The organism is Escherichia sp. HH41S (genome assembly GCF_009820115.1).
Classification (GTDB): domain Bacteria; phylum Pseudomonadota; class Gammaproteobacteria; order Enterobacterales; family Enterobacteriaceae; genus Escherichia; species Escherichia coli_F.
Genome location: NZ_VNXE01000061.1, coordinates 233,511 through 254,636, shown reverse-complemented (window position 1 = coordinate 254,636; position 21,126 = coordinate 233,511). Strand labels below are relative to the sequence as shown.

21 protein-coding genes are annotated in these 21,126 nt (G+C 52.7%); 6 read left to right on the top strand and 15 right to left on the bottom strand.

Annotation, left to right across the window (positions count from 1 at the left end; all coding sequences use genetic code 11):
- Positions 1-65: 65 nt before the first annotated feature.
- On the top strand, positions 66-1,733 hold the full coding sequence (gene ettA, locus FQZ95_RS10930) for an energy-dependent translational throttle protein EttA (RefSeq protein WP_000046749.1): 1,668 nt from the start codon (positions 66-68) through the stop codon (positions 1,731-1,733).
- Between the two features lie 55 nt (positions 1,734-1,788).
- On the opposite strand, the gene nadS is transcribed toward ettA, so the two are convergent.
- The 5 genes from nadS to serB form a co-directional block, all read right to left on the bottom strand.
- On the bottom strand, positions 1,789-2,073 hold the full coding sequence (gene nadS / locus FQZ95_RS10925) for a NadS family protein (RefSeq protein WP_000007436.1): 285 nt from the start codon (positions 2,071-2,073) through the stop codon (positions 1,789-1,791).
- A gap of 1 nt (position 2,074) precedes the next feature.
- Positions 2,075-2,407 (bottom strand): type II toxin-antitoxin system RelE/ParE family toxin, encoded by a 333-nt coding sequence (locus tag FQZ95_RS10920; RefSeq protein WP_000513551.1) that lies wholly within the window; start codon positions 2,405-2,407, stop codon positions 2,075-2,077.
- Between the two features lie 91 nt (positions 2,408-2,498).
- Positions 2,499-3,731 (bottom strand): multifunctional transcriptional regulator/nicotinamide-nucleotide adenylyltransferase/ribosylnicotinamide kinase NadR, encoded by a 1,233-nt coding sequence (gene nadR / locus FQZ95_RS10915; protein ID WP_000093833.1) that lies wholly within the window; start codon positions 3,729-3,731, stop codon positions 2,499-2,501.
- 20 nt (positions 3,732-3,751) lie between these two features.
- Entirely contained in the window at positions 3,752-5,134 is a 1,383-nt protein-coding gene (gene radA / locus FQZ95_RS10910) for a DNA repair protein RadA (protein WP_001029698.1), read from the bottom strand.
- Between the two features lie 48 nt (positions 5,135-5,182).
- A complete protein-coding gene (gene serB / locus FQZ95_RS10905; RefSeq protein ID WP_001132956.1) occupies positions 5,183-6,151 on the bottom strand; it encodes a phosphoserine phosphatase in 969 nt (322 codons plus the stop codon).
- A 105-nt stretch (positions 6,152-6,256) separates the two neighbouring features.
- Here serB and FQZ95_RS10900 point away from each other — a divergent pair, with 105 nt between their 5' ends.
- The 3 genes from FQZ95_RS10900 to FQZ95_RS10890 are packed head-to-tail and all read left to right on the top strand — an operon-like array spanning position 6,257 to position 8,240.
- Entirely contained in the window at positions 6,257-6,901 is a 645-nt protein-coding gene (locus FQZ95_RS10900) for a YtjB family periplasmic protein (RefSeq protein ID WP_088540302.1), read from the top strand.
- 27 nt (positions 6,902-6,928) lie between these two features.
- The gene (gene lplA / locus FQZ95_RS10895; protein ID WP_000105850.1) at positions 6,929-7,945 is read left to right on the top strand and encodes a lipoate--protein ligase LplA; all 1,017 of its coding nucleotides are present in this window, start codon (positions 6,929-6,931) and stop codon (positions 7,943-7,945) included.
- Between the two features lie 31 nt (positions 7,946-7,976).
- Positions 7,977-8,240 (top strand): helix-turn-helix domain-containing protein, encoded by a 264-nt coding sequence (locus tag FQZ95_RS10890; protein WP_160530186.1) that lies wholly within the window; start codon positions 7,977-7,979, stop codon positions 8,238-8,240.
- Positions 8,241-8,400: 160 nt separating this feature from the next.
- On the opposite strand, the gene deoD is transcribed toward FQZ95_RS10890, so the two are convergent.
- The 4 genes from deoD to deoC form a co-directional block, all read right to left on the bottom strand.
- Entirely contained in the window at positions 8,401-9,120 is a 720-nt protein-coding gene (gene deoD / locus FQZ95_RS10885; protein ID WP_000224877.1) for a purine-nucleoside phosphorylase, read from the bottom strand.
- 56 nt (positions 9,121-9,176) lie between these two features.
- On the bottom strand, positions 9,177-10,400 hold the full coding sequence (gene deoB, locus FQZ95_RS10880; protein ID WP_000816471.1) for a phosphopentomutase: 1,224 nt from the start codon (positions 10,398-10,400) through the stop codon (positions 9,177-9,179).
- Between the two features lie 51 nt (positions 10,401-10,451).
- Positions 10,452-11,774 (bottom strand): thymidine phosphorylase, encoded by a 1,323-nt coding sequence (gene deoA, locus FQZ95_RS10875; protein WP_160530185.1) that lies wholly within the window; start codon positions 11,772-11,774, stop codon positions 10,452-10,454.
- A gap of 167 nt (positions 11,775-11,941) precedes the next feature.
- Positions 11,942-12,721 carry a deoxyribose-phosphate aldolase gene (gene deoC, locus FQZ95_RS10870; RefSeq protein WP_097504704.1) on the bottom strand — a complete coding sequence of 260 codons (780 nt, stop codon included), beginning with the start codon at positions 12,719-12,721 and terminating at the stop codon, positions 11,942-11,944.
- Between the two features lie 258 nt (positions 12,722-12,979).
- Here deoC and FQZ95_RS10865 point away from each other — a divergent pair, with 258 nt between their 5' ends.
- The gene (locus tag FQZ95_RS10865) at positions 12,980-14,530 is read left to right on the top strand and encodes a YjjI family glycine radical enzyme (RefSeq protein WP_160530184.1); all 1,551 of its coding nucleotides are present in this window, start codon (positions 12,980-12,982) and stop codon (positions 14,528-14,530) included.
- Positions 14,502-15,365 (top strand): YjjW family glycine radical enzyme activase, encoded by an 864-nt coding sequence (locus FQZ95_RS10860; RefSeq protein WP_001088431.1) that lies wholly within the window; start codon positions 14,502-14,504, stop codon positions 15,363-15,365. Before FQZ95_RS10865 ends, FQZ95_RS10860 begins: the two co-directional genes overlap by 29 nt.
- A 129-nt stretch (positions 15,366-15,494) precedes the next feature.
- Here FQZ95_RS10860 and FQZ95_RS10855 read toward each other — a convergent pair whose 3' ends face one another.
- The 6 genes from FQZ95_RS10855 to yjjG form a co-directional block, all read right to left on the bottom strand.
- Positions 15,495-16,277, bottom strand: a complete 783-nt coding sequence (locus FQZ95_RS10855) for a metal-dependent hydrolase (RefSeq protein WP_032183151.1) — start codon at positions 16,275-16,277, stop codon at positions 15,495-15,497.
- A complete protein-coding gene (locus FQZ95_RS10850; RefSeq protein WP_160530183.1) occupies positions 16,274-17,347 on the bottom strand; it encodes a patatin-like phospholipase family protein in 1,074 nt (357 codons plus the stop codon). The genes FQZ95_RS10855 and FQZ95_RS10850 overlap by 4 nt, the downstream gene beginning before the upstream one ends.
- Positions 17,348-17,468: 121 nt before the next feature.
- The gene (locus FQZ95_RS10845; RefSeq protein WP_000490275.1) at positions 17,469-17,630 is read right to left on the bottom strand and encodes a DUF1328 domain-containing protein; all 162 of its coding nucleotides are present in this window, start codon (positions 17,628-17,630) and stop codon (positions 17,469-17,471) included.
- 126 nt (positions 17,631-17,756) lie between these two features.
- Positions 17,757-18,362: a molecular chaperone OsmY gene (osmY, locus tag FQZ95_RS10840; protein ID WP_160530182.1), complete on the bottom strand. Its 606-nt coding sequence runs from the start codon at positions 18,360-18,362 to the stop codon at positions 17,757-17,759.
- A 392-nt stretch (positions 18,363-18,754) separates the two neighbouring features.
- The gene (gene prfC / locus FQZ95_RS10835; protein WP_160530181.1) at positions 18,755-20,344 is read right to left on the bottom strand and encodes a peptide chain release factor 3; all 1,590 of its coding nucleotides are present in this window, start codon (positions 20,342-20,344) and stop codon (positions 18,755-18,757) included.
- A gap of 90 nt (positions 20,345-20,434) precedes the next feature.
- On the bottom strand, positions 20,435-21,112 hold the full coding sequence (gene yjjG / locus FQZ95_RS10830) for a pyrimidine 5'-nucleotidase (RefSeq protein ID WP_000870712.1): 678 nt from the start codon (positions 21,110-21,112) through the stop codon (positions 20,435-20,437).
- Between the last annotated feature and the right edge of the window lie 14 nt (positions 21,113-21,126).

Below are 21,126 nucleotides of genomic sequence, written 5' to 3'. Positions count from 1 at the left end.
GGAAACAGGCTACACTTCGCCTTTGAAAACTCATCATCACGATAAACATAGAGGCGAAGTCCAACGTGGCTCAATTCGTTTATACCATGCATCGTGTCGGCAAAGTTGTTCCGCCGAAACGTCATATTTTGAAAAACATCTCTCTGAGTTTCTTCCCTGGGGCAAAAATTGGTGTCCTGGGTCTGAACGGCGCGGGTAAGTCTACCCTGCTGCGCATTATGGCGGGCATTGATAAAGACATCGAAGGTGAAGCGCGTCCGCAGCCAGACATCAAGATTGGTTACCTGCCGCAGGAACCTCAGCTGAACCCGGAACACACCGTGCGTGAGTCCATTGAAGAAGCGGTTTCTGAAGTGGTTAACGCTCTGAAACGTCTGGATGAAGTGTACGCGCTGTACGCCGATCCGGATGCCGATTTTGACAAGCTGGCCGCTGAACAAGGCCGTCTGGAAGAGATCATTCAGGCTCATGACGGTCATAACCTGAACGTTCAGCTGGAGCGTGCGGCTGATGCGCTGCGTCTGCCGGACTGGGACGCGAAAATCGCTAACCTTTCCGGTGGTGAGCGTCGTCGCGTGGCGTTGTGCCGCCTGCTGTTGGAAAAACCAGACATGCTGCTGCTCGACGAACCGACCAACCACCTGGATGCCGAATCCGTAGCATGGCTGGAACGCTTCCTGCACGACTTCGAGGGCACCGTGGTGGCAATTACCCACGACCGTTACTTCCTCGATAACGTTGCAGGCTGGATCCTCGAACTTGACCGCGGTGAAGGTATTCCGTGGGAAGGTAACTACTCCTCCTGGCTGGAGCAGAAAGATCAGCGTCTGGCGCAGGAAGCTTCACAAGAAGCAGCGCGTCGTAAGTCGATCGAGAAAGAGCTGGAGTGGGTACGTCAGGGAACTAAAGGCCGTCAGTCGAAAGGTAAAGCACGTCTGGCGCGCTTTGAAGAGTTGAACAGCACCGAATATCAGAAACGTAACGAAACCAACGAACTGTTTATTCCACCTGGACCGCGTCTGGGCGATAAAGTGTTGGAAGTCAGCAACCTGCGTAAATCTTACGGCGATCGTCTGCTGATTGATGATCTGAGCTTCTCGATCCCTAAAGGGGCGATCGTCGGGATCATCGGTCCGAACGGCGCGGGTAAATCAACCCTGTTCCGTATGATCTCTGGTCAGGAACAGCCAGACAGCGGCACCATCACTTTAGGTGAAACGGTGAAACTGGCATCTGTCGATCAGTTCCGTGACTCAATGGATAACAGCAAAACCGTTTGGGAAGAAGTTTCCGGCGGGCTGGATATCATGAAGATCGGTAACACCGAGATGCCAAGCCGCGCCTACGTTGGCCGCTTTAACTTTAAAGGGGTTGATCAGGGTAAACGCGTTGGCGAACTCTCCGGTGGTGAGCGTGGTCGTCTGCATCTGGCGAAGCTGCTGCAGGTTGGCGGCAACATGCTGCTGCTCGACGAACCGACCAACGACCTGGATATCGAAACCCTGCGTGCGCTGGAAAACGCCCTGCTGGAGTTCCCGGGCTGCGCGATGGTTATCTCGCACGACCGTTGGTTCCTCGACCGTATCGCCACACACATTCTGGATTACCAGGATGAAGGTAAAGTTGAGTTCTTTGAAGGTAACTTTACCGAGTACGAAGAGTACAAGAAACGCACGCTGGGCGCAGACGCGCTGGAGCCGAAGCGTATCAAGTACAAGCGTATTGCGAAGTAATGCATAAAATGCCGGATGCGGCGCGCCAGCATCGCATCCGGTAATAGTTAAATGATTAATGGGAGGCAAGTTCCCGGAAAAAGGCAGGATTTTCTTTAATTGTGGCAAGTACTTTTGCAGCCAATCCCGTAGGATTTCTTCGCTTCGATTCCCAGCTTTTAATGGTATCCACACTGGTTCCCAGAGCTTTTGCCATCTCACTTTGCGAAACGTTGAGTTGCTCACGAATAGCTTTAACATCCGCAATTTCGTAGCGGGTCACCCGTGCAGGTTCTTTTAAACCTTGTTTAATCTCGACAGCCTCTTCCAGAGAGGTTTTCAACTCATCAAAAAAACTCATTTTATACCTCACCTTTGAGCAGTTTCGTCAACTTCTTTAGTTGAGCTTTTTCCGTATCTGTCAGACTGTCTTTGGCATTCTTCGGATAGGCCATAATCAAATAAATAATCTCTTCCGTCGCCAGAAAGTAAATTATTCTGACACTGCCACTTTTTCCCTGTGAACCCGCAGCCATTCGGACTTTACGCAATCCACCAGTCTGCTGAATGAGATCACCTTTATCGGGAGTTCCGATGAGTTCTTTTTGCAATTCCTTTAATTCATCATCGGTTGCAATCTGCTTGATCTGACGCGTAAACATTGGCGTCTCTATAAATATTATCGCCTTGCCCATTACCCCTCCCTGGCAGGTACATTGTACACCAAAATGGAGTACTAAGTACACTTTTGAATCAGTAATATCACTCAACATCTTATAAAGATGATTATCCCTGCTCCCCCATCATCTCCCGCACCAGCTCCACACAGCGCAGGAAACGGCTGTCGTAATCGTCCTCTTCAACCCGCACAAATTCGATATTGTTCTCTTCCAGCATCTCCACCAGCAAGTTCTGGAACTCTTTGCGATCCACCGAACTGCCGAGACTGCGTAAACCATCCGCCACCCACGGCGTGTTGTTCTCCAGCAGAATCACCAGATCAAAACGGTATTCATCGATCAGCGCCTGTACGAACGGATGCTCGCGCCCTTCGTACTTTTTGCAGAACGCCTGAGTTGTCACAAAATCGGTGTCGATAAACGCCACTTTATTGGCATATTTTACTGCAAAATCAATATATTGAGCGTGTCCAAGCGCGATTTTATCGTAGTCGGAATACTGCAATGCAATCTCATCGCCGCCAAGATGCGAAAAGACATAATCGCGACCATATTCCCATGCACTGGTAGTGTTGAAGATATTAGCAAGTTTGTTTACCAGGGTGGATTTACCGCTCGATTCGCCGCCGAGGATCGCCACGGTGCGCACAAAGAACGGCTTCACTTCGGTGGGAATATATTCCCAGTAGCGGAACGGGTTTTCGCGGATCTGCGCACCGCTGATACTCATAAAGGTGCGTTTCGGATCGACCAGCACCGTTTCGATCCCCAGATGTTCCATATACTGTGGCGCATCGGCTTCTTCCGAGGTGTAGATCAGATCCGGCTGGATCCCTTTTTCAGCCATAAACTTTTTGATGCCGTTGCTCCACACATCCCAGCCATGCGGATACGGCTCCATACCCTCTTCGTTGAAAGCATGAATGCGAATATTTTTCTGATATTTAAAAGTTTGCAATAACCAGCGCAGACGATCCGGCACCGTTGGCTGCTGCGACATGGCGCTGTCTTCGAACAGTGCGCGGTCACGGGTATCGTCAAAGCCCATAATGATATGCAACTCGTCAACCTGACTACAGGCACGCTGGATAAGGTAGATATGTCCGGTATGCAGCGGGTAAAACTTACCGAATACAACACCAATAGTTTTCTTCTGCCGGGGAAATTCAAGTCCCAAATAACGGTGCAACGCCTCCAGCTTTTGCGCGCTGGGGCTTTTAATTTTGGCATTCAGTAACTGGCTTAAATACCCTTTGGTCATACCGCTGGCATCAGCCACCTGCTGTAGCGTACAGCCCTGTTGCTTGATGGCAGTTTTCAGATAATCAAATGACGACATATCTCCCTCCGTATCTCTCATTATAAGTCGTCGAACACGCTAAGCGCGTCGGAGAGTTTTTTAACGCCAAAAATCTGCATCCCTTCCGGCGCTTTTTTCGGCACGTTGGCTGCCGGAACAATCGCCCGCCGAAAACCATGTTTCGCCGCTTCAGAAATCCGCTCCTGGCCGCTGGGCACCGGGCGGATCTCCCCTGCCAGCCCGACTTCACCAAACACCACCAGATCCTGCGGTAGCGGTCTGTCGCGCAGGCTGGAAACCATCGCCAGTAGTAACGCTAAATCGGCACTGGTTTCCGTCACCTTCACGCCGCCGACCACGTTCACAAATACATCCTGATCGGCCATTTGCAGACCACCGTGACGGTGCAACACCGCCAGCAGGATCGCCAAACGGTTTTGCTCCAGCCCCACTGCCACGCGGCGCGGATTCGCCATCATCGAGTGATCGACCAGCGCCTGGATCTCCACCAGCAGCGGACGAGTTCCTTCCCACACCACCATCACTGAGCTGCCGGAGGTCACTTCATCGCCGCGACTTAAGAAAATTGCCGAAGGGTTACTGACTTCACGCAGCCCCTGCTCGGTCATCGCAAATACGCCCAGTTCATTTACCGCGCCGAAGCGGTTTTTATGGCTGCGCAGGGTGCGGAAACGGGAGTCGGCATCGCCGTCCAGAAGCACCGAGCAGTCGATACAGTGTTCCAGCACTTTAGGGCCTGCCAGCGAACCATCTTTGGTTACGTGCCCCACCATGACAATCGCCACACCGCGCGTTTTGGCGAAGCGCGTCAGATAAGCCGCCGTTTCACGCACCTGTGCCACGCTGCCAGGCGATGATTGTACATCCGCCATATGCATCACCTGGATGGAGTCAATGACCATCAGCTTCGGTTGCTCTTCTTCGGCAATCAGGCAGATCTGTTCGATGCTGGTTTCCGACAACATATTGAGATTGTCAGTCGGCAGGCCGAGGCGATGAGCGCGCATTGCCACCTGTTGCAGCGACTCTTCGCCAGTGACATATAGCGTTTTCATCTGCTGCGCCAGTTTGCACAGCGTTTGCAGTAGCAGCGTGGATTTCCCGGCTCCTGGGTTACCGCCAATCAGAATAGCGCTTCCTGGCACTACGCCACCGCCTAATACGCGGTCGAACTCTTTAAATCCGGTGGAAAAACGCGGCAACTCCTCAAGGCTGATATCGGAGAGTTTCTGGACTTTTGCCACCCCGGCGCTACCGGCATAGCCACTGAGACGCTCGTTACGCGCCACCGTTGGCGACGCAGCAAGACGCACCTCGGTGATGGTGTTCCAGGCATGGCAGGCGCTGCACTGCCCCTGCCAGCGCGGATAATCGGCCCCGCATTCATTACAAACAAAGGCGCGTTTTGGAGCTTTTGCCACGGTGTACCTCGTTAATACTGTGCCGCCCGCAGGATGACGGGCGGACAATTACTTCTGATTCAGGCTGCCAGAGAGGATGCAGAATACCCCCATCAGGTCAGCGTGACGGATGGTGACTTCCGTCTTTTCATTCACTTTTGGCTTGGCATGGTAGGCAATCCCCAGACCTGCCGCTTTGATCATCGGCAGGTCGTTGGCACCATCGCCAATCGCCACGGTTTGCGCCAGCGGGATTTCATACTCCTGCGCCAGGCGGGTAAGGGTTTTCGCTTTATACTGAGCGTCTACAATGTCGCCAATCACATTACCGGTAAATTTACCGTCCATGATCTCCAGTTCATTGGCTACTACGGCGGTCAGGCGCAGCTTATCGCGCAGGTATTCGGCAAAGAAGGTAAAACCGCCGGAGGCAATCGCCACTTTCCAGCCCAGCGTTTCCAGTTTGAGTACCAGCTGCGTTAAGCCTGGCATCAGCGGCAGATTTTCCCGCACCTGTTGCAAAATGTTCGCGTCAGCGCCTTTCAGCGTCGCCACGCGGCTGCGCAGGCTGGCGGTAAAATCGAGTTCGCCGCGCATCGCCCGCTCGGTTACTTCCGCCACCATCTCGCCGGTTCCGGCCAGTTTGGCAATTTCGTCAATACATTCAATCTGAATGGCGGTGGAATCCATGTCCATCACCAGCAGACCTGGCGTGCGCAGATGCGGAATTTTCCCCAGCGGCGCGACATCCAGTTGTGCTTCATGGGCCAGGCGCGTAGCCCGGGCGGTAAGCGAACCTGCCAGACGAATCACCTGATAATCTTCCACGCACCAGGCGGCAACAATCACCATCGCCGCGCCCAGTTTGCTTTGGTACTGGGTCAGACGTTGTTTATCCAGCCCACGACCATACAGCAGCCAGCCGCTACGACCTGCGTGGTAATCCAGTGGCATCACTTCATCACCACTTAATGAAAGAGGCAGACCAGGCCATAAAGAGACATCTTCAGGCAGGTCGCACCAGGTAATGTTAGGCATTAAGGCTCCTGTAAAATCGTTCGAAGCAGGGAAAATAACGCATGAGGCTACCTTGTATCCATTGCTTCTGGCAACATTAAGTCTCAAATTTTCAAAGGGTGGAAGATGGCTCGCACAAAACTGAAATTCCGGCTGCATCGGGCAGTGATTGTCCTGTTCTGTCTTGCCTTGTTAGTGGCGCTGATGCAGGGGGCATCATGGTTTAGTCAAAACCACCAGCGACAGCGTAATCCACAGCTGGAAGAACTGGCCCGCACCCTGGCGCGGCAGGTAACGCTGAACGTTGCGCCGCTGATGCGCACCGACTCGCCGGATGAAAAACGTATTCAGGCGATCCTCGATCAGTTAACGGATGAAAGCCGCATCCTCGACGCGGGCGTGTATGACGAACAAGGCGATCTTATCGCCCGTTCTGGCGAAAGCGTCGAAGTGCGTGACCGGCTGGCGCTCGACGGTAAAAAAGCGGGCGGCTATTTTAACCTGCAGATTGTCGAACCCATTGCAGGGAAAAATGGTCCGCTTGGCTATCTGCGCCTGACGCTCGACACCCATACGCTCGCCACCGAAGCTCAACAGGTGGATAACACCACTAACATTTTACGCCTGATGTTGTTGCTCTCGCTGGCAATCGGCGTGGTGCTGACCCGCACGCTGCTACAGGGTAAACGCACCCGCTGGCAGCAATCCCCCTTCCTGTTAACCGCCAGCAAACCGGTGCCGGAAGAGGAAGAAAGCGAGAAAAAAGAGTGACCCATTACTACAAGAAAGGAAATCGTTATGTCCACATTACGCCTGCTCATCTCTGACTCTTACGATCCGTGGTTTAACCTTGCGGTGGAAGAGTGTATTTTTCGCCAGATGCCCGCCACGCAGCGCGTTCTGTTTCTCTGGCGCAATGCTGACACCGTGGTGATTGGTCGCGCGCAGAACCCGTGGAAAGAGTGTAATACCCGGCGGATGGAAGAAGATAACGTTCGCCTGGCGCGGCGCAGTAGCGGTGGCGGCGCGGTGTTCCACGATCTCGGCAATACCTGTTTTACCTTCATGGCTGGCAAGCCGGAATACGATAAAACGATCTCCACCTCGATTGTGCTCAATGCACTGAACGCGCTCGGTGTCAGCGCCGAAGCGTCCGGACGTAACGATTTGGTGGTGAAAACCGCCGAAGGCGACCGTAAAGTCTCAGGCTCGGCCTATCGCGAAACCAAAGATCGTGGCTTCCATCACGGCACCTTGCTACTCAATGCCGACCTTAGCCGCCTGGCAAACTATCTCAACCCGGATAAAAAGAAACTGGCGGCGAAAGGCATTACCTCGGTACGTTCCCGCGTGACCAATCTGACCGAATTGCTGCCGGGAATTACCCATGAGCAGGTTTGCGAAGCCATAACCGAGGCCTTTTTCGCCCATTATGGCGAGCGTGTAGAAGCGGAAATTATCTCCCCGGACAAAACGCCAGACTTGCCGAACTTCGCCGAAACCTTTGCCCGCCAGAGTAGCTGGGAATGGAATTTCGGACAGGCTCCAGCGTTCTCGCATCTGCTGGATGAACGCTTTACCTGGGGCGGCGTGGAACTGCATTTCGACGTCGAAAAAGGCCATATCACCCGCGCCCAGGTGTTTACCGATAGCCTCAACCCCGCACCTCTGGAAGCTCTCGCCGGACGACTGCAAGGCTGCCTGTACCGCGCTGACATGCTGCAACAAGAGTGTGAAGCGCTGTTGGTTGACTTCCCTGAACAGGAAAAAGAGCTAAGGGAATTATCGGCGTGGATGGCAGGGGCGGTGCGGTAACTCGCTGATTAAAATATCCAGGGAAGGAAATATGATCGATCTGAAGAACCAGGAACGGGAGATTATCAATTTAATGTTCAGCCAGGGTATATCCTGGCTAACCGCCGTGCGTATCAGGCATAAACTATCACTTGCTGAAGTTAGTAAAATGTTGGATATCTCGATTAATTCTCTAAAACAAATCGAAAAGACGGAACGGCTTAGTTCAAACATCAAAAACAAAATGGCAGGAATTTATGGTTGTCCGCCAGAGTTGCTGATATGCCCTTACTGGATGACGGCTGAACATAAATGAATAGATTCGTGAATAGATACTCGAATGGATTTAATTTTCTATCTATATGAAAAATAATAGTAAATCTATAAATCAGTCGCTATTGATGAATAGATACTAAAAAGCCGGAGCAGTCTCCCGCTCCGGCTTCACAAGGCAATCGCCTTTCAGCAAAACACAATTACTCTTTATCGCCCAGCAGAACGGATTCCAGTGCGATTTTGATCATGTCGTTGAAGGTGGTCTGACGCTCAGCGGCAGTGGTCTGCTCGTGAGTGCGGATGTGGTCAGACACGGTGCAGATGGTCAGGGCTTTCGCGCCAAATTCTGCAGCGACGCCGTAGATACCTGCTGCTTCCATTTCCACGCCGAGGATGCCGTATTTTTCCATCACGTCGAACATTTCGCCGTCCGGAGAGTAGAACAGGTCAGCGGAGAACAGGTTACCAACGCGAGCATCAATGCCCAGTGCTTTAGCTGCATCTACTGCGTTACGCACCATGTCGAAGTCAGCGATAGCTGCAAAGTCATGGTCTTTAAAACGGATGCGGTTAACTTTGGAATCGGTGCAGGCACCCATACCAATCACTACGTCACGCAGTTTTACGTGCGGCAGAACTGCGCCACAGGAACCAACGCGAATGATTTTCTTCACGCCGAAATCGGTGATCAGTTCTTTAGTGTAGATGGAGCAGGACGGGATACCCATACCGTGGCCCATTACAGAAATTTTGCGGCCTTTGTAAGTACCGGTGAAGCCCAGCATACCGCGAACGTTGTTCACTTCACGAGCATCTTCAAGGAAAGTTTCAGCAATATACTTCGCACGCAGCGGGTCGCCTGGCATCAAAACTACGTCAGCGAAATCGCCCATTTCTGCATTAATGTGTGGAGTAGCCATCATTTTATCCTTTTTGTGACATATTAAAGGCGGAGTCACTGCTCCGCCCAAATCCATCAGAACATGGCTTTGCCATATTCCATATCAGAAGTACCAAAATATTTTGCCAGAGTCTGGCCGATATCCGCGAAAGTTTCACGGTGCCCCAGCGAACCCGGTTTTACTTTCGGGCCGTAAACCAGTACCGGAATGTGTTCACGGGTATGGTCAGTACCGGTCCAGGTCGGATCACAACCATGGTCAGCAGTGAGGATCAGGATGTCGTCATCGCGCAGCAAAGACATCAGCTCTGGCAGACGGCGGTCGAACAGTTCCAGACCCGCAGCATAACCGGCGACGTCGCGACGGTGGCCCCAGGAAGAGTCGAAGTCAACGAAGTTGGTGAAGACGATGGTGTTATCACCCGCTTCTTTCATCTCTTTGATGGTGGCGTCAAACAGCGCGTCCAGGCCGGTCGCTTTCACTTTTTTGGTGATGCCGCAGTTAGCGTAGATGTCTGCAATTTTACCGACAGAAACCACCTGGCCGTGTTTTTCATCAACCAGTTTCTGCAGCACGGTCGGTGCTGGCGGTTCAACAGCCAGGTCATGACGGTTACCGGTACGCTGGAAGTTACCGGCTTTGTCGCCGATAAACGGACGAGCGATAACACGACCGATATTGTAGCCGCCGTTGGTCAGCTCTTCACGGGCGATTTCGCACAGTTCGTAGAGTTTATCCAGGCCAAAGGTTTCTTCGTGGCAAGCAATCTGGAACACTGAGTCAGCGGAGGTATAGAAAATCGGCTTGCCGGTTTTCATGTGCTCTTCGCCCAGCTGATCCAGAATGACCGTACCGGAAGAGTGGCAGTTACCGAGGTAACCCGGCAGATTAGCGCGCTCGACCAGTTTATCCAGCAGCTCTTGCGGGAAGCTATTTTCGTGATCGGAGAAGTATCCCCATTCAAACAGAACCGGGACACCGGCGATTTCCCAGTGACCAGACGGGGTGTCTTTACCGGATGACATTTCGTGCGCCCATGCGTACGCGCCGATAACTTCAGCGTTGCCGTCCATTCCCGCCGGAATGAAACCGGTAGAACCTTCGTGTGCTTTCGCCAGCCCCAGACGGGTCAGATTTGGTAGATTCAGCGGCCCTTTGCGACCGTTATCAGCTTCGCCTTTGGCGCAAGCTTCTGCGATATGACCCAGGGTGTCAGCCCCGACGTCACCAAAACGTTCTGCATCTTCTGTAGCGCCGATGCCGAATGAGTCCAGCACCATAATAAATGCACGTTTCATATGTTCTCCGTACTCAGTGCTTCAAATTTAAATGATCAGATCAGTATACCGTTATTCGCTGATACGGCGATAGACAGTTGGTGTGCTTTCCGGTGCTTTATCGGCAAGTTTAATTGCCGCTTTCACCGCTTTCGCCGCTTCCTGCCAGCTGTTTTCGTCTTTCGCGTGGATAACCGCCAGCGGACGCTGGCCGTCGACCTGCTCGCCCAGACGCGCCATATCAGTAAAGCCGACGCTGTAATCGATGGTGTCAGATGCCTGACGGCGACCGCCGCCCATTGCAACCACTGCCATTCCCAGCGCGCGGGTATCCATTTCACTGACAAAACCTTCGGTATCAGCATAGACTGCTTTCGTCAGCATCGCTGTCGGCAGATACTTCGCGTAGTTCTCAACGAAGTCGGTCGGGCCTTTTTGTGCCGCTACCATACGGCCAAAGACTTCTGCCGCTTTACCGTTGTCCAGTACCGCCTGCAATTTCGCGCGCGCTTCGGCGTCATCTTTCGCCAGTTTGCCGGAGGTAAGCATCTCCACGCACAGTGCCATCGTGACATCAAACAGACGCGGATTACGATACTCACCAGTCAGGAACTGCACCGCTTCACGAACTTCAACCGCGTTACCTGCACTGGAGGCCAGCACCTGATTCATATCGGTGAGCAGCGCGGTGGTGCGCACGCCAGCACCGTTAGCCACGCCAACAATCGCTTCGGCAAGGGCTTCAGAGAGTTCGTAGGTCGGCATAAACGCGCCGCTACCCACTTTCACGTCCATCACCAGCGCGTCCAGACCTTCCGCAAGTTTCTTCGCCAGGATCGAGGCAGTGATCAGCGGGATGGAATCCACGGTTGCGGTAATATCGCGGGTCGCGTAGAAACGTTTATCTGCCGGAGCCAGTGAGCTGGTCTGGCCGATAATCGCCACGCCGACGTCTTTAATAATTTCGCGGAAACGGTTGTCATCCGGGAAAATGTCGAAGCCAGGGATGGATTCCAGTTTGTCGAGCGTACCGCCAGTATGGCCGAGGCCGCGACCGGAGATCATCGGAATATAGCCGCCGCAGGCTGCGACCATTGGCCCCAACATCAGCGAAGTCACATCGCCGACGCCGCCGGTCGAGTGTTTATCAACAATCGGGCCATTCAGATGCAGGCTTTTCCAGTCGAGAACGGTTCCTGAATCTCGCATCGCCATCGTCAGCGAGACACGCTCCGGCATTGTCATATCGTGGAAGAAAATGGTCATCGCGAGGGCGGCAATCTGCCCTTCGGAGATAGTGTTGTCGCGAATGCCGTTGATAAAGAAGCGAATTTCTTCATCGCTCAGCGCATGACCATCACGTTTTTTACGAATAATTTCTTGTGCGAGAAACAAGGTAACCTCCCGTGGAATAAGTTTGAAGGCGTTGTTGCCAGATGGCGGATGTTGTTATTGCCTGATGCGATGCTGACGCATCTTACAAGGCCTACACGGCACTCGACCCGTAGGCCGGATAAGGCGTTCGCGCCGCATCCGGCATCCACCCTCTGGCAAAAGGCAGCTTAGTAGCTGCTGGCGCTCTTACCGTCGCCGTGGCCCAGCGCTTTCAGCAAGCTTGCCAGCAGGCTGGAAGCACCAAAGCGGTAGTGACGCGCATCTGCCCAGTCAGCACCGAACAGTTCATCTGCAATCGCGAGATATTTCTGCGCATCTTCCGCAGTACGCACGCCGCCCGCAGGTTTGAAACCAACGGTTTTCTCTACGCCCATATCACGGATCACTTCCATCATGATGCGCGCGCTTTCCGGCGTCGCGTTCACTGCTACTTTACCGGTAGAGGTTTTGATGAAATCAGCACCCGCATTAATGGAGATTTCAGACGCTTTGCGGATTAGCGCTTCGTCTTTCAGTTCGCCGGTTTCGATGATCACTTTCAGCAGTACATTCGCTGCCGCGCAAGCCTCTTTACAGGCTTTCACCAGGTCAAAACCTACCTGCTCGTTACCCGCCATCAGCGCACGGTACGGGAACACCACATCAACTTCATCGGCACCGTAGGCGATTGCCGCGCGGGTTTCGGCCAGCGCGATTTCGATATCGTCGTTACCGTGTGGGAAGTTGGTTACCGTAGCGATACGGATTTCCGGGGTACCCTGCTCTTTCAGCGTTTTGCGAGCAATCGGGATAAAGCGAGGATAGATACAGATAGCGGCGGTATTACCTACCGGAGTTTTGGCCTGATGACACAGGGCGATCACTTTCTCGTCGGTATCGTCGTCATTCAGGGTGGTCAGGTCCATCAATTTCAGTGCACGCAGGCTGCTTGCTTTCAGATCAGTCATTTCATTCTCCTGGCTTGTCGCCAATAAAATTCACCTTGCGAGTTTGTTAGTATTCTAACATCGACTCCGCAACACACTTCGATATACATCACAATTAAGGAAATCTACTTACAAAATTGCATTACTGTAATGCGATCTGGTTCAAATAATTCACTTTCAAATGAATGCGTCAGTGGTGGCAAACGCATCAGGATCAAAGTGAACATCACGAAACTTCTTACAATGGCGCATCACCTTCGGCATAAAAAGGAACAGAAGATGCCCACTTCTCATGAAAATGCACTGCAACAACGTTGCCAGCAAATTGTCACCAGCCCGGTACTTAGCCCGGAGCAGAAACGCCATTTTCTGGCGCTGGAAGCAGAAAACAATCTGCCTTACCCACAGCTTCCTGCCGAAGCCCGCCGCGCGCTGGATGAAGGTGTAATCTGCGATATGTTTGAAGGTCATGCGCCGTATAAACCGCGCTATGTCTTACCCGATTACGCCCGTTTTTTGGCCAACGGTTCCGAATGGCTGGAGCTGGAAGGCGCAAAAGATCTTGATGACGCACTCTCTCTGCTGACCATTCTTTACCACCACGTTCCTTCGGTCACATCGATGCCGGTCTACCTGGGGCAACTGGATGCGTTGTTGCAACCGTATGTTAGAATTCTAACACAAGACGAGATCGATATTCGAATAAAACGTTTCTGGCGTTACCTCGACAGAACCCTGCCAGACGCCTTTATGCACGCCAATATTGGCCCATCTGATTCACCCATTACCCGTGCGATTTTACGCGCAGACGCAGAGCTGAAGCAGGTTTCACCGAACCTGACTTTTATCTACGATCCTGAAATCACCCCTGATGACCTGCTGCTGGAAGTGGCGAAAAACATCTGTGAATGTAGCAAACCGCACATCGCCAACGGTCCCGTGCATGATAAAATTTTCACAAAAGGGAGCTACGGGATTGTGAGCTGTTACAACTCACTGCCGTTAGCGGGTGGTGGCAGCACGCTGGTACGCCTCAACCTGAAAGCCATTGCCGAGCGCAGTGAATCGCTGGATGACTTCTTTACGCGCACTCTACCGCACTACTGCCAACAGCAGATCGCCATCATCGATGCGCGGTGTGAATTCCTCTATCAACAATCACACTTCTTTGAGAATAGCTTCCTGGTGAAAGAAGGGCTGATTAACCCTGAACGTTTTGTGCCAATGTTTGGCATGTATGGGCTGGCGGAAGCGGTTAACTTGCTGTGTGAAAAAGAAGGAGTTGCCGCGCGTTACGGTAAAGAAGCCGCCGCAAATGAAGTGAGTTATCGCATTAGCGCGCAACTGGCGGAGTTTGTCGCCAATACCCCCGTGAAATATGGCTGGCAAAAACGCGCCATGTTACACGCACAGTCGGGGATAAGTTCCGATATCGGCACCACGCCGGGCGCGCGTTTGCCGTATGGCGATGAGCCAGATCCGATCACCCATCTGCAAACTGTCGCCCCGCATCATGCTTATTATTATTCCGGCATCAGCGACATTTTGACGCTCGACGAAACCATCAAACGTAATCCGCAGGCGCTGGTACAGCTTTGCCTCGGTGCCTTTAAAGCCGGAATGCGTGAATTTACCGCCAATGTCAGCGGTAACGATCTGGTTCGCGTTACCGGTTATATGGTGCGTTTGTCGGATTTAGAAAAATATCGTGCCGAAGGTTCACGTACCAATACCACCTGGCTGGGAGAAGAAGCCGCACGCAACACTCGTATTCTGGAACGCCAGCCGCGCGTTATAAGCCATGAACAGCAGATGCGCTTTAGTCAGTAAGATTATCCCCTTCTCCTGCGTTGACGGGCCAGGTAGTCGTCTGGCTCTGTTTTTACAGGGCTGTAATCTGCGCTGCAAAAACTGTCACAATCCGTGGACAATGGGGCGCTGTAATGATTGCGGGGAGTGCGTGCCACAGTGTCCGCATCAGGCGTTGCAGATTGTTAACAGCAAAGTAGTGTGGAACGCAGCCGTCTGCGAGCAGTGTGATACCTGCCTGAAGATGTGTCCACAACACGCTACGCCGATGGCGCAATCCATGAACGTGGACGAGGTGCTTAGTCACGTCCGCAAAGCGGTGCTGTTTATTGAAGGGATAACGGTAAGCGGCGGCGAAGCCACGACCCAGTTACCGTTTGTGGTGGCGCTGTTTACTGCTATCAAAAATGATCCACAACTGTGTCATCTCACCTGTCTGGTGGACAGTAACGGCATGTTGAGCGAAACCGGCTGGGAAAAATTACTCCCGGTGTGCGACGGCGCGATGCTCGATCTCAAAGCGTGGGGAAGCGAATGTCATCAACAGCTAACCGGACGCGATAATCAGCAGATCAAGCGCAGCATTAGTCTGCTTGCCGAGCGCGGCAAACTGGCAGAACTGCGTTTGCTGGTAATCCCAGGCCATGTGGATTATTTGCAGCATATCGATGAGCTGGCGGCGTTTATCAAGGGACTTGGCGATGTTCCGGTACGCCTGAACGCGTTTCATGCTCACGGCGTGTATGGCGAGGCGCAAAGCTGGGCGAGCGCCACGCCGCAAGACGTTGAGCAATTAGCTGATGCGTTACGGGAGCGCGGGGTAAGCCGGTTGATATTTCCGGCGCTGTATTTGTGACATGCCGGATGCGGCCTACGGTTCGGCACAGACTTGTAGGCATGATAAGACGCGTCAGCGTCGCATCAGGCATTGTGCGTCGACTGCCGGATGCGGTGTGAACGCCTTATCCGGCTTACGAAGGGCAGACTACCCACGAACGTTAAACACCGCATACGTGTTATTAAGCAACACTTCGGCAATCTCATCCGCGGGTTCCGGGCGTAACTCGCACAGCACGGCAAACACACGGGCGGCCTGTTCAGGGCGATTAGGCTGCCCCTGAAAACCATTGAGCGGCATATCTGGTGCGTCGGTCTCCAGCAACAACGATGCCAGCGGCAGCTTTGCGATGACATCGCGGGTTTTACTGGCGCGTGGATAGGTGATAGTACCGCCTACGCCAATTTTGTAGCCCAGCTGCACAAACCGTTCGGCCTGTTGCAGGCTGCCAGAAAAACCATGAACCACACCAGTGCGTGGCAAATTTTGGCGTTTAAGATGCATCGCCAGTTTGTCGTGCGTGCGCCGTGAATGAAGGATCACCGGCAGATCGTAGCGTTTCGCCAGTTTCAGTTGTTCATCAAGCAACCACTGCTGCCTCTCAAATTGCGGATCGTCACCAAAGAGATCCAGGCCGATCTCCCCCACCGCCACCACCTTCGTCGGACGTCTTCCCAACGCCTGCTGTAACTGATCCAGCGATGCATCGTTATGTTTTTCCAACATCCCCGGATGCAACCCTAAAGCGGCATACAGCGGTTGATAATTTTCCGCTAACGCCTGCACGCGGGCAAAATTTGCCGCCTCGGTGGCCGGAACAATGATCTTGCCTACGCCCGCTTGTGCCGCGCGTTGCAGGCTGGCCTCTTCATCGCCACTAAACGGCGGGAAATCAAAATGGCAGTGGGTGTCGATAAAACGGCAAATCAAGCCAAATCCTCATTGTTAAATGTCGGGTCGTTCGCCTGTGGAGCGTCTATCACCTCGGTAACCAGCGTATCGTTAGCGACGGGTGCAGGCGGAATAACGATCGACTCCGGCGTCACCACCGGCACCAGATGGCGGCTCAGCGGCGCTTTTTCAGTCAATAACTTACCGACCGTTGCCAGAAAATAACGCCCGCATAAACGCCCAAGCTTATAGTCTTCACGCAGCGCCGGAATCCGACTGCCGAGCGCGATACTATGTAATGGCTTCGGCGGATAAATTTCGAATATCCTCAACTGGCCCGGTGGTTTCTCAATAAATTGCTGAATCTCACGATAGCTGGTTTCATGATGCTGCACCAGATTGACCAGCGGCTGCAGGCTACTGTCACCCAGCCAGCGTTCCATGCGTTTGAACCACTGCGGCGTGTAGTACATTTGTGACGGCACAGTGCGGATGACGACTAACGTTTTTGCGCCCTGCCTTGCTGCCTCTTTAACCGGGATCGCATCACTGATCCCGCCATCCTGGTAATTAATGCCTTCCAGCGACACTCCGGTACGATAAAAGCCCGGTATCGCACTGGAGGCGCGAATCACATCCAGCCAGTTCTGTTTGTTTGGCAAAAAGTAATTCGGCGCATAGTCATCCTGACGACAAGCGCACATATAAAACGATTTGCCGCTGTCAAATAGCCGCGCTGCGGTGTCCATTTGCAACGGCATCTGGCTTGCGGTGGCCTCCACCAGCCAGTCGAGATCGATAAGATTTCCTCCACGGACAAAGCGCAATGGATCGAAAAATTCGCGTTTTGTGGTGTAACGCATGATGACTTTGCGCGCGTAACCGGGCTGATTGCAGATATACGCCGAGAGGTTCTGCGCTCCGGCAGATGTGCCAAGATAAAGATCGAAAGGATTAAACTGCGCGCGCATAAACTCATCCAGCACGCCAGCTGTGAAAATTCCACGCTGTCCGCCGCCTTCGCACACCAGAGCAATCCGTCCAGGCTGGAACGGCCTTAGCGATAACGGCGCAATATTACCAAGCGTTACAGGTATTCGCTGCCCCACCTCTGCCTTCCTGTTTTTGTTGTGAAAGAATGACAAAGTAACGCAATTTATTATTCGCTAAAACCGCAAAAGCCAGTCCGTTGGACTGGCTTTGGATAAAATTTTCTTAATGGTCTGAAATCTAGGGTCGTTTTCGGCCCATGAACAAACTCACCAGGAACAGAATAATCCCGACGACAAAGACAATTTTAGCTGCGCCCGCAGCGGTACCGGCCAGACCACCAAACCCAAGTGCGGCGGCGATTAACGCGATAACCAGAAATATGATGCCCCAACGAAACATAAGCGTCTCCTTTACCATAGTTAATGTCACCGCTTGATATGAGCGTGAAAATCACTCAATGCGATATTTTTAGTGTGGTGCACATCGCGCCTCCCGACAAAGTTCGGGAGGACGAATTACGACGAATTACTTAGTTTTCAGATCATTTTTAACGCTTTTCACACCATCTACCGCTTTGGCGATACTTTCAGCACGGTCGCTCTGTGCCTGAGAATCTACGGTACCGGAGAGCTGGACCACGCCATCGGTGGTTTCAACTTTCACTTTACGTGAAGGGACGATATCGTCCGCCAGCAGCTTGGCTTTGATTTCACTGGTGGTGGCGGTGTCACCCGCGTAGCCCTTCACAGAACCTTCTTTAGCGTCGCGAGCGTGCAGTTTGTCGCTGACAGAGGTCACGCCTTCAACGCCTTTCGCCACTTTCACTGCCTCTTCGGCTTGGGCCTGGCTTTCAACGAAACCGCTCAGAGTCACGGCTTTTTGATCGGTTTTGACAGAGATATCGGTGCTCTTGATGTTGTCATGATCCACCAGGGCCGCCTTCACTTTCGCGGTGATGGCGCTGTCATCCATGAAATTACCGACTTTATTCATAGAGCTATCGACTTTTTGCCCTGCGCTTTCATTGGTAGTCTGCGCGTTGTTTTCTGCGTAGGCAGAGCCGGTCGCGACGGCAGAGGTCAACATTACAGCCAGCAGAGTTTTCGAAATCTTCAGTCTTGTCATAGTCATCGATTTATTCCTGTATGTTTGCTCGTAATTTGAGCCTGGCAACACGAGGTTGCATTGCTGAATAGGGAGAGACTTCACCCTCTACAGAAGTCAATGGTCTCCATCACAAAATCGATGGGTGATGAATAACGACCATTACAGCCTCTGAATCAGTTATTAATATCGGTAGAATGACAATCGACGGCTTTAGATACTGATATCTACGCATTGAACGGTATTTAACGCCGTCAGAAATGTCATTACTTTGTTAAATATAGATCACAATTTTGAAACCGCTCGGGATATCCCCTAAAACATAAGCAAAAGTGAATGTTTTAAGAACATTCCGTAAGCGGCTAATAAGGAAGGGAAATTGACAGGGCGCAGCGGCTGCCGCACCCTGGAGGCAAGAATTAATGCTCGCGAGTCTGGTGGAACTGAATGTCCGGATAACGTTCCTGCGCCAGGCGCAGGTTGACCATGCTGGTAGCGATGTAAGCGAGGTTATCGCCGCCATCAAGCGCCAGTTGGCTTTCGTTCTTACGCTTGAACTCTTCGAATTTCTTCGCGTCCGCACATTCTACCCAGCGTGCAGTGGCAACGTTGACTGACTCATACACTGCTTCAACGTTGTATTCGCTCTTCAGGCGCGCTACCACCACATCAAACTGCAGCACACCAACCGCACCAACGATCAGGTCGTTGTTGGAGATCGGACGGAACACCTGCACCGCGCCCTCTTCGGAAAGCTGTACCAGCCCTTTGAGCAGCTGTTTTTGCTTCAGCGGATCTTTCAGGCGGATACGACGGAACAGTTCCGGCGCAAAGTTCGGGATACCGGTGAACTTCATCATCTCACCCTGGGTAAAGGTGTCGCCGATCTGAATAGTGCCGTGGTTGTGCAGACCAAGGATGTCGCCCGGATACGCTTCTTCAACATGCGAACGGTCGCCCGCCATAAAGGTCAGCGCGTCGGAGATCACCACATCTTTCGCGGTGCGCACCTGGCGCAGCTTCATACCTTTTTCATATTTACCAGATACCACACGCATAAACGCCACGCGGTCGCGGTGTTTCGGGTCCATGTTGGCCTGAATTTTAAATACGAAGCCGGTAAATTTATCTTCGCTCGCCTCTACGGTACGGGTATCAGTCTGACGCGGCATCGGCGCAGGTGCCCACTCTACCAGGCCATCCAGCATATGATCGACGCCGAAGTTACCCAGCGCAGTACCAAAAAACACTGGAGTGATTTCGCCCGCAAGGAACAATTCTTTGTCGAACTCGTTAGACGCGCCTTTCACCAGTTCCAGTTCGTCACGCAGCTGCTGTGCCAGATCTTCACCAACCGCAGCATCGAGATCCGGGTTATTCAGCCCTTTAACAATGCGGACTTCCTGAATGGTGCGCCCTTTACCGCTCTGATAGAGATAGGTTTCATCTTTATAAAGGTGGTAAACGCCTTTAAACAGCTTGCCGCAGCCAATCGGCCAGGTGATCGGTGCACAGCCGATTTTCAGCTCGTTCTCAACTTCATCGAGCAGCTCCATCGGGTCGCGGATATCACGGTCAAGTTTGTTCATAAAGGTGAGGATCGGCGTATCGCGCAGACGGGTAACTTCCATCAGTTTACGGGTACGATCTTCAACACCTTTTGCGGCGTCGATAACCATCAGGCAGCAGTCCACCGCCGTCAGGGTACGATAGGTATCTTCCGAGAAGTCTTCGTGCCCGGGGGTGTCGAGCAGGTTAACCAGGCAGTCGTGATACGGAAACTGCATCACAGAGGTGGTAATGGAGATCCCACGCTGCTTTTCCATCTCCATCCAGTCCGACTTAGCGTGCTGGTTGGAACCACGGCCTTTTACTGTACCGGCGGTCTGAATGGCCTGTCCGAACAGCAGCACCTTCTCGGTGATGGTCGTTTTACCGGCGTCCGGGTGAGAAATAATGGCAAAAGTGCGGCGCTTCGCCACCTCTTGCAAATAAGGAGACAACGTCATAATTCTTTCTTCTTGAGTAAGCGGCATCGCGCCGCGCTTGTTGAAAACGAAAAATTGCGGCTATTTTACCCATCAACGGGGGGGAGGCAATCAGTGTTTACACAGGAGCTGCTCCAGTTCGTGCAACGAAGAAACGGTCCAGGTAGGCGCGATGCCTTCTGGTTGCTCGCGATTGTGAGCATTCAGCCAGCAGGTCGCAAGCCCGGCGTTGATGCCACCGAGAATATCGGACTCGGCAGTGTCGCCAACCATCAGCACGCGTGAACGGTCAGGATTGCCCGCCTGTTCCAGCGCATAATCGAAAATTTTCTTATTCGGTTTGGCTACGCCAACTTCTTCGGAAATCACCAACAAATCGAAATAATCACGCAGGCCCGTGCGTTCCAGACGCACTTGCTGCAAGGCGCTAAAGCCGTTGGTGATGATGCCGATTTTGGCGTTGCCGCGAATGGCATTAAGCAGGGAAACCGCGCCCGGCAGCGGCGTGCAAATTTCCGCCATCGCATTAATGAAGGCCTCGTTGAGTTTACCTGGCTCGACGTTCAGCCGTTCGGCCCAGCTCTCAAAACGCCCGTGCTGAAGCTGTAATGAAGTGATCGCGCCGTTTTGATAATCCACCCACAGTGGCTTGTTAACGGCCTGATAGTCCTGAAAATCTTCAGCGGTAAAGGTGACGCTGTAATCAAGAAACATCCGCTGCAGGCCGGTGAATGAGTCAAAGGTAAACAGCGTTTCATCGGCATCAAAGAAAATCCAGTCCCACTTCATTATTCCACCTTGTC

Bases quoted from the DNA above. Each gene is read 5' to 3' on its own strand.
- nadS (WP_000007436.1), bottom strand. From the start codon at position 2,073: ATGAGTTTTTTTGATGAGTTGAAAACCTCTCTGGAAGAGGCTGTCGAG.
- FQZ95_RS10920 (WP_000513551.1), bottom strand. From the start codon at position 2,407: ATGGGCAAGGCGATAATATTTATAGAGACGCCAATGTTTACGCGTCAG.
- nadR (WP_000093833.1), bottom strand. From the start codon at position 3,731: ATGTCGTCATTTGATTATCTGAAAACTGCCATCAAGCAACAGGGCTGT.
- serB (WP_001132956.1), bottom strand. From the start codon at position 6,151: ATGCCTAACATTACCTGGTGCGACCTGCCTGAAGATGTCTCTTTATGG.
- FQZ95_RS10900 (WP_088540302.1), top strand. From the start codon at position 6,257: ATGGCTCGCACAAAACTGAAATTCCGGCTGCATCGGGCAGTGATTGTC.
- lplA (WP_000105850.1), top strand. From the start codon at position 6,929: ATGTCCACATTACGCCTGCTCATCTCTGACTCTTACGATCCGTGGTTT.
- FQZ95_RS10890 (WP_160530186.1), top strand. From the start codon at position 7,977: ATGATCGATCTGAAGAACCAGGAACGGGAGATTATCAATTTAATGTTC.
- deoD (WP_000224877.1), bottom strand. From the start codon at position 9,120: ATGGCTACTCCACACATTAATGCAGAAATGGGCGATTTCGCTGACGTA.
- deoB (WP_000816471.1), bottom strand. From the start codon at position 10,400: ATGAAACGTGCATTTATTATGGTGCTGGACTCATTCGGCATCGGCGCT.
- deoC (WP_097504704.1), bottom strand. From the start codon at position 12,721: ATGACTGATCTGAAAGCAAGCAGCCTGCGTGCACTGAAATTGATGGAC.
- FQZ95_RS10865 (WP_160530184.1), top strand. From the start codon at position 12,980: ATGCCCACTTCTCATGAAAATGCACTGCAACAACGTTGCCAGCAAATT.
- FQZ95_RS10860 (WP_001088431.1), top strand. From the start codon at position 14,502: ATGAACAGCAGATGCGCTTTAGTCAGTAAGATTATCCCCTTCTCCTGC.
- FQZ95_RS10845 (WP_000490275.1), bottom strand. From the start codon at position 17,630: ATGTTTCGTTGGGGCATCATATTTCTGGTTATCGCGTTAATCGCCGCC.
- osmY (WP_160530182.1), bottom strand. From the start codon at position 18,362: ATGACTATGACAAGACTGAAGATTTCGAAAACTCTGCTGGCTGTAATG.
- prfC (WP_160530181.1), bottom strand. From the start codon at position 20,344: ATGACGTTGTCTCCTTATTTGCAAGAGGTGGCGAAGCGCCGCACTTTT.
- yjjG (WP_000870712.1), bottom strand. From the start codon at position 21,112: ATGAAGTGGGACTGGATTTTCTTTGATGCCGATGAAACGCTGTTTACC.